At 49.6% G+C, this 12,050-nt stretch carries 1 protein-coding gene; it reads right to left on the reverse strand.

Features of this window, described 5'->3' with window-relative positions:
- Positions 1–4 precede the first annotated feature (4 nt).
- Complete coding sequence (locus CJA_RS01685; RefSeq protein ID WP_158304045.1) at positions 5–11,836, reverse strand: starch-binding protein; 11,832 nt, start codon at positions 11,834–11,836, stop codon at positions 5–7.
- Positions 11,837–12,050: the final 214 nt, after the last annotated feature.

Here is a 12,050-nt window from a genome sequence, read left to right on the forward strand (position 1 = left end):
ATATTTAACCTAATTTTACATATCTCTTTGTGTAGCAAAAACAGTTTGGATCATGTTTCGGATCCCCACTGATACTATGCCCATCAGAATTTGGTATCGCACAGTAATTTTGTGGTGCTGCTCTAAAACACTCGCATATTAGAAATTCTATCCAAGGGTGCTGATAGCCAAAAATCAAACTGCTTGTGCCACCACCAGAACCAACTATCTGGATTTGTGAGTTGTCAGGTAGATTGCCTAACCACCAATGAAGATCTGGGTTTCTTCCTGATGCCCATTGTTTTAGTTGATCAGCTCGGTATTGTTGACTCAATTGAGAGCGAGTCATGCCAGTACCGCCGTAGTATTGTTGGTGTCTATTCCAGGAGTTGGATGTATTTCTTTGTAAGCCATCTATGTCAATGAAATTGATAGCGTCACCTAATACATACCCATAAAGATTCGTGTCTCCACCCTCAAATCCAATTGGATCTCTCGCTGTCCAGCGACCAGTTTCAGGGTCATAGTCCCGATAACCGAAACGAATCAGGCCGGTGTCATCGTCTTTTAATCCACCCGCAAAACCAAACGGGATTTGGAATTCAGGGTTGCTGTCTTCAATGATATTGCCATAACTGTCATAGCTAACGGTTTTGACAATATTGCCATTACTGTCAGTGATAATTCGTGGGCTACCTAAATGGTCTGTATGAATGAAGTACCGCTGGTTATTTTGTGTAAAACTGGTTGGAGTGTGACCAAGAGTGTATTCAAACCGCTGCTTCAAATTACCGCTGCCATCATAAATGGCTAGCAAGGTCGTAAGGTCTTGCCACAAATATTGTTCTGTAACCGTCCCATTAACCAGCTTTGCCACACGATTACCCAAAGCGTTATGCAGATAACGGATGGACTTATCAGGTGTGTCTACTTGGAGTAATTGCCCCTGGCTGCCGTAGATATAGGTTGTCAGGGCCAGCCCATCATCTGTTGCTTTCAGCTTGCTGCCCAGTCTTCCATTGGCATCATACAGATACGTGGTGTTGCCATGGCTTTGCAGTTGGTCGCCTTGCGTGTAAGTTGCGCTTTGGTTGGTAATACCCATATCAACACTTGTGTGCAGCGTTCGGTTACCGTTGGCGTCATAGCCATAAGCCTCGACTATTTCATTATTCCGTTTCACTTCTGTCAGGCGATAACGGTTGTCGTAGGTGTAATCGAAAGTGGCTGTGCTGCCATCCGGCAGATACTCCGTTTTACGAACAATCTGACCTGTAAGGTTGTATTCCAGGTCATAGCCAAAGTTTACCTGGCTGCCCCAGCGATAATTAACCGATGTGGTTTCACCATAGGCATTCCACTGCCAGTTTTTATTCCATTGACCGCGTGAGAGACGTTGCGGCAGGCCGTTATTGGGGTGATGTTCAATAGTGAAACCGTGAATGCCGGTCAGGAGGCCATCCTTGTCATAGCTCAGGGTTGTGTTGCCACCCGCGTAGCTGAGGTTGTTGACGCGAAAATCTGTGTTGTAACCAAAGTTGATCGTTGCGTTGAGTTGGCCTTGATAGGTCTGCTGTGTCAACAGTGTGCCATCGTAGCTGTAATTAACCTTTTCACTGCCTTGTTGTATTTCGTGGAGTTGATCGCCTTGTTGATAACGGTAGTGGGTGTCACCCTCCGGTGTTTGCAGGCGAGCGAGCCGGCCTTCCTGATAAATATAGTGCAGGGTTTCACCGGATGGCAGCTTGATTTCTGTTAACTGGCGGTCGCGGTTGTAGCTGTACTGCGTGGTTTCCGGTGCAGGCCGGGTTTCGGTTTCAACCAGGTTCACGCCATTGAAGGTCATGTCGTGCTCGGCAAAAGAAGGAACGATTACCTTTGTCGCATTGCCATTGGCATCGTAGCGGGTTTGTGTGCTGTGGCCATCGGGATAGGTGATTCGGGTTACCCTGCCTAGCAGGTCATATTCGTAGTGTGTTTTACGCCCATCGGCAGAGGTGATTTCGCTGAGGTTGCCGAAGGCATCATAGGCGTAGTGTATTGCACGGGTGTTGGTGCGGGTTTTGGTCAGGCGACCGCGATTGTCGTATTCATAATGGGTGTCGTGTAATCCCGATACCTGGGTGCGTTGTGTCAACAGGGTTTGTGGATCGCTGTAGGTTGTATTGCTGCGTTCTTCTGCTGAGGTGAAGCTGTGTATACCGGCTCTGCCATCGACCTGGGTTGTACTGGTGTTACTGTTATTTTCTGTGACCAGGGTATAACGGGATGTATCTGCTCCATTTTCGGCATAGGTCTTGGTCAGGTGGGTAATATTGGTTAAACCGCTGGGCGTACTTACGGTAACCAGGTTAGGTACAGGCCGTAGGCTTTTTTCGTCCAGTACATAATGGATATGGGTTGTCATCCCGTAGGCACTGGACGTTTCCGATAAGCCATCGGCACTGGTGAGCTGGGTATGCTGGCCACCGGTTTTGGTGACCTGGATTGTTTGTATATCGCCATTTTCCAGTTTTTGGCGCGTGGTTTGATGGCGATTGTTTTCTGCCGTGGTGTAACCGTAGCGACTGGTGTTGTCCGGCAGGCGCTCGTCAAACAGTTGCCAGAGTCCACCCATGGGGTCTGAACTCCATGACAAGCGCCCTATCGCATTGTAGTGCCGGGTAAAGCGTTCGTTGCGCGGATCGATTTTTTCGGTTAGCAGCCCGCCGTCCTGATAGTTGAAACGGTAGTGACTGCCATCTTCATAGGTGATTTGGGTAAGTTGGTTTTGCGCATTGATATTCAGCCAGGTGACCTGGCCGTTTGGTGCAATGATCCGCACGGGTGTGCCCTGGCTATTTCGTTCAATGTGCAGTGTGTTGCCGAATTGATCGGCTATGCGGCTTAGTTCTCCCTGCTCGTTGTAATCCAGGGTGTTTCTTTTTGCACCGCTGAGCATGTCAATGGTTGCCGTGTGTTGGCCGTTGCTGTTGAAGCGATAGGGCATTCTTGCGGTTGTTCCATCTTCCCGCACACAGCGAACATGGTAACTATCCAGTTTGTTAAAGCGTTCGCTGTTGAAGGCGATACTTTCAATGGCCCAGGCCTGGTCATCGTTTTGAGCGTTGGTGGTGGAACTCCAGTAGGGCTTACGCTCGGGCGCTGTGATTGTCCAGGGGGTGTTGGCTGGAAAATGGGTTTGGTGTTCGAAGACCTGGTTGGGCAGTAGGTACAGGAGTTCGTTGATATTGGGCAGGCGCCAGTTGTGATATCCGGCATGGTCAAGCGATTCGCAGTAATGAATACCGGCTTCCCAATTGAGTTTGAGTTGGGTATTGGCACTGGTGTCTTGCCACATCAGGCCATTGGCTTTATCGACAACGACATTATCGGTGCTATTGCGTATCAGATCGTTAACCGTCGTTTCATTCAGCGGTGTGCCGCGGACACAGATGGCGATAAGTTCTCGTTGCTCGGTGTTAAGTGTGAGTTGGGTCCAGATATTTCTGGCTTGTGTGAGGCTGTAAATGATATGCCCGGCGCCTCGGCCGGATTTGTCGATGCTGTAACCAAGCTCTTTTTCTGTTGGCAAGCGCCAGCCGCTATTGCGTGGTTCTGCCTGGTTTGCGCAGTAGTTGATGGCAGCTTGTTTATCGGTGGTACGGAAAAGAGCGCGTGGTTGCAGGTATTGCCATTCCAATCCGGTGACGCGATCAACCAGGATATTTTCATCGTTAACCGCGTAATCGATATTTTTACCGCCGGCTTGATAATAACCGTCGTCTTTATCGAGATGGCTGAATGTTTGGCCGGTTTTGAGGATCAGCGAAGGTGTGGCGACATCAACGACTTCGCCGTTGCCAAGGTAAACGGTTCCTTTGGGATCGAACTCGTGCACTGATGACAATGACCAGCCTTCTGCCAGTTGTCGTTCATAGGTATTTTTTACGGTAATACCGCGCTGTTGCCAGGCAATAAAGTTTTCCCTGCCGGGAACCTGGGTAACCCTATCGCTCAGGGTGGCCCAGGCGACAGGAAAGTTCTCAAGGGGTTGATCTTCCGTGGCGGCGTTACCGGCACTCAGGTAGAACGTTTGATATTCAAAACCGATACTGACGCGACCGCTGACCAGATCTTGTGCACGGGTGCCATCCGGGTGGGTGCCGTCCCAGATAAATTCGGCTTCGATATTGGGGGCGGGATCGAATTCCTGTTCAAAAACCCGGCCGGCAATTTCCAGGCGCGCAATCATTTTTTCCAGCGAGGCGGGGATATCATTACCGCTGACCGCAACCCGTAATTTGTGGTGATAGCCCGAGGTGCGCTGGCTGGTGTAGTGCAATCTTATGTCTGTGCCTGCAATCCGGATATCTTCGTGGAAGGATTGCCGATAGGGTTTAAAAAATGAACCTGTGGCTTCGCACTCGGTGTCCTTTTCTTCTTCTGCCTCCAGCTCAGTGTCCACCGGTTCGGGAGCCTCGGCGTCTGCGGCGGCCCAGTTGTAATCGTAGGGTGTCATGTGGGTAAAACTGCCCCACCAGAGGGTTGTGCCTGCGCTGTAATTCGCCAGTCCTATGGCTTCGTCGAGGGTACTGCCGTTGTTATTCAGATCATCGGCCAGGCCGTCATCATTGTAATCGACACCATCGACGAGACCGTCACCATCCTGATCCAGTAACCGAACCACAACCCCATTGCTCGATGCAATCCAGCGGGAACTCAGGCGATTAAAGTAGCCAATGGGGACAATTTCACCCACGGGAAAATTGAGGAAGTTATCGACATACATCACCACATGGCCGTTGAATTGCACGGTATCGGTGTAGTGGGTGCCGTCGATATGCAGATCGGATGCCCAGGTGAATGCCGTTTCGGTTGGCAGTTCGCCTGGCATGGAGGCCGGGGTTTCAAATTCGGTGGCACTGAACAGGAATTGTTCCAATGGCCGTTGGCTGCCATCTGCTGAACGTATGACTGCCGAGCTTATCCCGTTGAATACAACCGTCGCTTTGCGTTCGCCGAACGCATCAGTGATGGTGCTGGATTGGTGAACCTGTGCGGTTCCACTGCTGAGATCAATCCAGGTTTTTTGCGTATCGCGCGGCAGGAGTACAACGGTTTCCACCGCGGCCCAGCTATTGCTGGCGGCAACGGTTGTTCTTTGCAATACCAGATGATTTTCTTTTTCATAAACTATCGTTTGTTCACCGGCGGGGCCGGCGAGGATAAAACGTCCATCGCTATCGGTTGTCATTGAACCGTAATCCGGTGCCTGTAACAGGCTTACTTTGGTATTGGGTATTGGTGTGCCGTAACGATCCGTCACCAGGCCGGTAAAAACAGCCATGGCTAATGGATTGAAATTGACTGCTGTTGCGTTTTCAGCAATGTAGGGGCGCAAGGATGCGGCAGGCGTGCCTATGAGTGGACTGCTGTCGGTAGCTTCGCCCACATTAAGGTGGAGGCGATTGGATTCAATCCCGGCAACCCTGGCGTAAATCCGGGCTGGGCCGGTGCGCAGCGCAGACACCTGGCCTTGTGCTACCGAAGCGACAGCATAGCCGTCTGCTGCAAATTGCCCCAGGGTTGTCAGGTCGCGCTGGCTGCCGTCCTGATACCAGCCAGTGATGGAAAGAGCGGCAGTCTGGCCTACAGCCAGATGCAGGCTACTGGGATAAATGGTCAGGCGCTCCAGGCCGGCAACCAGTGGATCATCTTGTGCAATATCGAGCCTGTAGGGCAGGCAACCCTGGGCCTGGCTGATATCGGCAGTGTGTATGCGTGTGTTGTCCCAGCTTGGGCTTTGGTCAATGGTTTTAAAGACAGTAACAGCACCGTGTGTCGTCGGTGAGGTCGATCCGGGTCGATACAGGCCGTGGGCAAGACCGAAACCAATGACCCCTTCGCTGTGGGCGTCGTTATGGTTTTCATGCAAACCGGTTTGCAACAGCTGGTTGCGATGTCCCCAGGGTGTACCCTCGGACAGGCCAAAGGCGATAAACCAGTCTTTATCCTGATAAAGCCAGCCGTAGATTGCCCTGACCAGCGCATAGACTTCATTATCCGGTCGATTCAATGCTGTGGTGCTGGCGAGGGATTCCGGTAGGCTGATAAAGGTTTCGGCATGCGTATCAATATAGGTGTTGGTGCGCATACGCTGCATGGGCGTGCGGTTATCGTTGAAGTGGCCGATAACTTGGTTGTTGCTGCGAATGTATTCGGCATAGCTTTGCGCGACCTGATTCATCGCTGCATCGTAACCGGAGTAGGGTTTAAGTCCGCGCGCGGCGCGTTCGGCATTGATGAGATAGAGTCCTTTTTGCGGCAGGGGCATCGCATCCCAGATGCTCTGCTCCGGCATGATCAGATATTGGTTGACCGATGGATCGCGCAGCCGGGCATGGTTAAACGCCCGTTGGATTTCAAGCACACTCTCGGCCCATCCGCCGTGCCAGGGAATATTATCGTGGGGATATTTATCAATATAGGAATAGTCATCATTAGCGGGTTGATACGCACAGGCAAACTGGTTGTGCAAATCGGCCAGAATTTCTACGTTGATCGTGCGACTGTCAGACAGCCCCAATTCGGATGTTATTACCAGCTCCAGTGTGTATATGCCTGGTTCAGGCAAACTCAATGGAAAGCGGGCTTCTCCGGATATTAATTCTCCATCAATAAACCATTGATAGCTTAGTGAACCTTGCTCAATGCTGCTGGACTGGCCGTCGATAAAAATTTCCGTACCGGCATAGCCATGGGTGTATTCGGGTGCGACGGCTAGTGGTTTGTAACCAACCACAAATGATGCCTGTGTTTTAGCTGTATTGCCGCTGCTGTCTTCGATTTCCAGTTGATATTGGTGATGGCCAACTGGCAATTGTGTCAATGTTAGGGTTGTTTCCGTACTGAGTACTGCCGAGTCGGGCAATCGGGTCCAGCGATAAGCAGAGATATTGCCATGGCTGTTGGAGCTACCTGTACCGTCCAGCGTAATACTGGCACCTGCCGGTAATGGTGATTGGGGCGGTGTTATAACCGCATAAAGATGGGGCTCAACATCCAGGGTGTACTGTTGTGTTGCGGTTAAACCGAACGTATTGGTTACTGTTACAGAAACAGCGTGGCTGCCGACCTGATGGGGTTGGGGCAACCATTGGATAAGCCCCGTTTGTGTCTCGATCAACATACCTGGTGGCGCATTTGCCAGTGCATAATTCAGTTGGCTGTGTTGGGGGTCTTCCGCTGCGACTTGATAGTGGTATGTGATTCCCGTCAGTGTCGAGGACACGGGTGTGGATTGAATAACCGGCGGTTGCTTCGGCAGATCGAGAATTTTAAAACCATCTGTTGAGCCTGTGGGGTTTCGGTTAGATAGGGTGCCTGCATACACTGCTTTATCAGAAATTGCCAAAGCATAGATTTGTCTGTGTGATGTACGGTGTGTTGTTTTATCGGCGATTGTGTGCGGCGCCCATTGGTTAAGTGTGCCATCAATGCCAATGGCGGCCACATTGATACGCGGTAATGTATTAATGCTTTCAAACTCTCCACCGACAAAGACCGTATCGTTCACGACCGACAGGGCATTAATCAGCAATGGATTTGGATAGCGGGCTGTTACAACTGGCCCCCAATCCGAGATGGTTCCGTCAGGATTAATAGCCGCTAACCCCCTGCGGTTGATGCCATTAATCGCGGTAAAGTTGCCGCCGGCATACACGAGTCCGTTGTTAATATCGAGCGCCGAGATTGCTTTTGATTGGGCGCCAGTGACAGCAGGGTTCCAGGGGGTTATGGTGCCATCGGTCTTGATTGCTACCAGGTGATTTCGCTCGAGGCCGTTTATGTGGGTAAAGTCGCCTCCTGCATAAATAGTATCGCCCTCTGCCGTAAGGGCCCAGACTCGTCCATTGGCGCTGGGATTCCAGGGACGCAAACTGCCATCAAGACCAATAGCAGCCAAGCGGTTGCGCTCCTGGCTGCCAACCCGGGAGAAGTTTCCACCGACATAAATGGTGTCATTGACAATAGCGATAGAAGTAATGGAGTCCCAATAAGTTTCTTCGACACCCGGATTCCAGTCTGTCAGTGTGCCGTCGGTTTTAATGGCGGCCAGATGCATGCGTTCGGTGCCATTAATGCGGGTAAAACGACCACCTACATAAATGGTGTCGTCCAGAATGGCAAGTGCCGCCACAGGATTGAAATTTGCCTCACTGGTTGGATTCCAGTCAGTGAGTGTTCCATCGGTATTGATGGAAGCTAATCCCTGTCGGGGAGTACCATTGATTAACGTCAGTGCACCCGCTACGTAAACCGTGTTTCCTGCAATCGCCATGGCGTTAATGACGTTGCCTGCTTTGGGGCTCCAGGGTTTAAGCGAACCATCCAGGCCAAGGGCAGCGATATGAGAGCGGGGAATACCATTGATACTGGTAAAGCGACCACTAATATAGATGGTGTTATCCGCAATAACGAGGGATCGAATATTTGGCCATGAGCCTTCGCTTTGCAAGAACTCTCCACCGGCAACCGGACTCCAGTCCTTTAGTGAGCCATCTGTGCCTATAGCCCCCAAATACCAGCGGTCAATACCATTGATACTGCGAAAACGTCCTCCTACATAAACAGTATCATTTTCAATGGCCAGTGCATTAATGAAACTGTCATAACCAGGCAGGAAATAAAAGCCCGGGTTCCAATCTATCAGTGTTCCATCAGTACCCACCGCCGCCAAATCAAGGCGATCAATATTATTGACTCGTGAAAAACTTCCACCGATATAGACTACATCGTTGTGGACAGCGAGTGTGCGAACAGGTGTCAGGCTATGGGAGCCAACTCGTGGATGCCAATTTTTTACGATGCCATCTGCACCTATGGCCGCAATGTTTAAGCGTTCAGTTTGACTGATACTGCGAAAGTAGCCGCCAATATAAATAACATCATCAGCAATGGTGAGTGCAAGAAAATTGTAGTCCGAATACAACGGATTGGCGTTTGGATTCCAGTCTGTCAGAGAGCCATTTGCAGCTATGGCAGCTAATCCATTTCGGGCGAGGCCCTCAATATGTGAGAATTGACCGGCGATATAAATGATGCCTTTATCTACCGCGAGTGCTGAAATTCTACTGCCCTCCGGGTAACCAAACTGCGGTGCCCAATCACCGAGAGTCCCGTCTGCTCGAATGTGTGCGAGGTTATGGCGTGGTTTATTGTCTACATAACTGAATGTGCCACCGATATACCATCCTCCGGTACCATCGGATACAACAGCATTAATCTCACCATTAACGTAGGGAAAGGCTTCAGCAAAACCGGTTTTCCTATTAATACCGACACCATGACCGGTACGCACACCAATTTCAGTAAAATCTCCGCCCATGTACAGAGTGCCGTCGTCAGCAGTGGCCAATGCCTGTACCGTTGTATAATCTGGATAAAAATTGGTGTTATTGGCAATCAACTGATCAGGACGAGCGCCTGCCATTGGTGCTCGCGAGATAGTTCCATTACTAATGGCTTCAAGTATAAACCAATAGTTTTTCCCGTTTTTTAGGTCAGTGACTCGATAGGGCGATGTGATGTTGGAGATAAGTGCGCCATCTGGGCATAACATATAATGATTAACATCACAATTAGAAGAAGATGAAATGTAGACATTGTAGCTCTCTGCCCCGATGTCATGCCATGTCAGGTCAACGGATTGTGCATTGGCTTTAGGAAACAACGTTAATGGTGGCTCAACAACTGCAATGGTAAACGTTTGTGTCGATGTTAGTTCATTATTGGTTACCGCTATGCTAACCGTATGCTCACCTTGTTGATTTGATGTGGGACGCCATTCAATTGCCCCTGTTATGTAATTGATCGCCATTCCTGTTGGTGCGGACAGTAATGTAAATATCAGCGAATTTTCCGCCGTGGCTGTGACTGTATAAAAATAGGGATTATCGATGTAGGCAAAGGGTTCTGGTACGGAAGTAATGAATGGCTGTCCAGGAGCTGCGGAACTGGTACTGGAACTTGATCCAGTTTCTGAAAAGTCGCAGGCAAGCAAAGGCTTCCATGTGCCTTGGTCAAAACATCCTCGATTATTGAAGCGTAGATCAGGGCTTTGATTTTGCCCATTGCTGCTGAAAATAATGCTAAGTGAATCTGGCATATAACCGTCTTTTAATAGCGGCTTAAAATCAAAGCAGTAAAATTTCCCCTGTTTGGTCATCGCATAGCCGGGCCATGATGGCAAAGCGATTAACCTGTCGGAGGGTTCTGGTTGCCAGAAAAAAATAGTGGGATTTATATGGTTGTCCGGGTTGTCATAGCAAACATTGGTATTCGCAACCATTGGTCGACCCGAAACACTACTACTGCTTGACGTACTGCTTTGTGATGCGCTGTGGGAAGAACTGGAAACCGACATACTGGAAGAGCTGGTTATTATCAAGCCACATTGTTGCAGGCTTTTCCATATTCCATTGTCATAACAGGCTGCATCACGTTGATATGTTAAATCCGCTGTTTGTGCTGTGCCGTTATTACTGAAGATCACTCCCATTGATACGGGCATCTGAGCGTTGGATAAATTCTCACTGAAGTCATAACAATAAAAATTACCATCGCGTACCATTGACCGGCCTGGCCAGGTGGGTATAGGTGTGACAGAACCGGCAGGTGATGGATTCCAGAAGTAAATCGTAGGCGTTGTATGGTTTGCTGGATTGCGGTAGCAAATACGATTATCTGTTGTTGGCAGATTGCTTGATGTCGAAGAAGTGCTGGCATTGCTAGAGATTGCAGCACTACTGGAGCTCTGTGAGTGGCTACTGGTAGAAGAGCTACTGGATGAACTGTTGCTTGATAATCCGCAGGCCAACAGGCTTTTCCAGATGCCATTATCGTAGCAGGCTGTACCGTTATAGGTGAGATCGGCTGTTTGTTGGCTGCCGTTGTTACTAAAGATGACCTTCAGGGATGAAGGCATGAGATTGTTATTGAGCAATGGTGAAAGGTCATAACAGGAAAGGGTACCGGATTGGCTCATTGCCTGCCCCGGCCAGCTAGGTAAGGGCGTGACCGAGCCGGCGGGTGACGGTGCCCAAAAATAAATGGTGGGTTGGGTGTGATTAGCCGGAGTGCGATAACAAATGCGGTGATCATTTGTCGCGTACAGGCTGGAAGAGGATAGACTACTTGGTATATTCAGGGATGATGAGCTGCTGGAGCTGGTAGAGGTGATCTGGCTTGATGAGCTGCTTGCGCCAGACGAACTACTGGAATTTGATGTGTTGCTTGAACTTGAACTTGAACTTGAACTTGAACTTGAACTTGAACTTGAACTTGAACTTGAACTTGTATTTACCAGACCGCACGCAGAGAGATTTTTCCAGGTTCCGTTTTCATAGCAGCCAGTGCCAGTATAGGTGAGGTTGGCTGTCTGCTGGCTGCCGCTATTGCTGAAAATAACCTGCAAAGATGCGGGCATGGTGTCGTTATTTAGCAATGGGCTCAGGTTGTAACAATAGAAATTGCCATACTGGCTCATGGCTTGGCCGGGCCAGTTGGGCAGTGGAGTCACTGATCCTGCCGGGGATGGATTCCAAAAATAAATGGTTGGGTTGGCATGATGGCTCGGGTTGTTATAGCAGATCAGGTTGGCAGATGGGATGGTGGCGAGTTTCGTGGCGCTGATGGCTTTGGTGGCGTCGTTGAAGGTGATGGTATATTCACCTTCCCCACCAGTGATGGTGTAATCCTGAGCTGGATAGGCCTCATTCCAGTTATTGGTAAATCGGCTGATTTTGAAACGGGGGGTGGTGCCTGAAAATGTCTGCTGTGTCTCCCAGAGTCCATTTGTGATGTTGAACATCATGGGAGTTGCACCCCAATTGTTGGGAGTGCCGCGGAAGTATGTTTCTGTCCATGTTTGCGCATGACTTGTTGTGCAAAACAAAAAGCTGATCAATAAAAAACAGCTAACGATGAGATCACGTTTGTTATAAGTGAGCCGATTAGGTTTCATGAAATTATCTGACATAATCATTTCCTTTTTTCCCTGTCGGATAGCCAGTCTCTTTTTTCAGAAA

The sequence above is a fragment of the Cellvibrio japonicus Ueda107 genome (assembly GCF_000019225.1).
GTDB lineage: Bacteria > Pseudomonadota > Gammaproteobacteria > Pseudomonadales > Cellvibrionaceae > Cellvibrio > Cellvibrio japonicus.

Bases quoted from the DNA above. Each gene is read 5' to 3' on its own strand.
- CJA_RS01685 (WP_158304045.1), bottom strand. From the start codon at position 11,836: ATGATGTTCAACATCACAAATGGACTCTGGGAGACACAGCAGACATTT.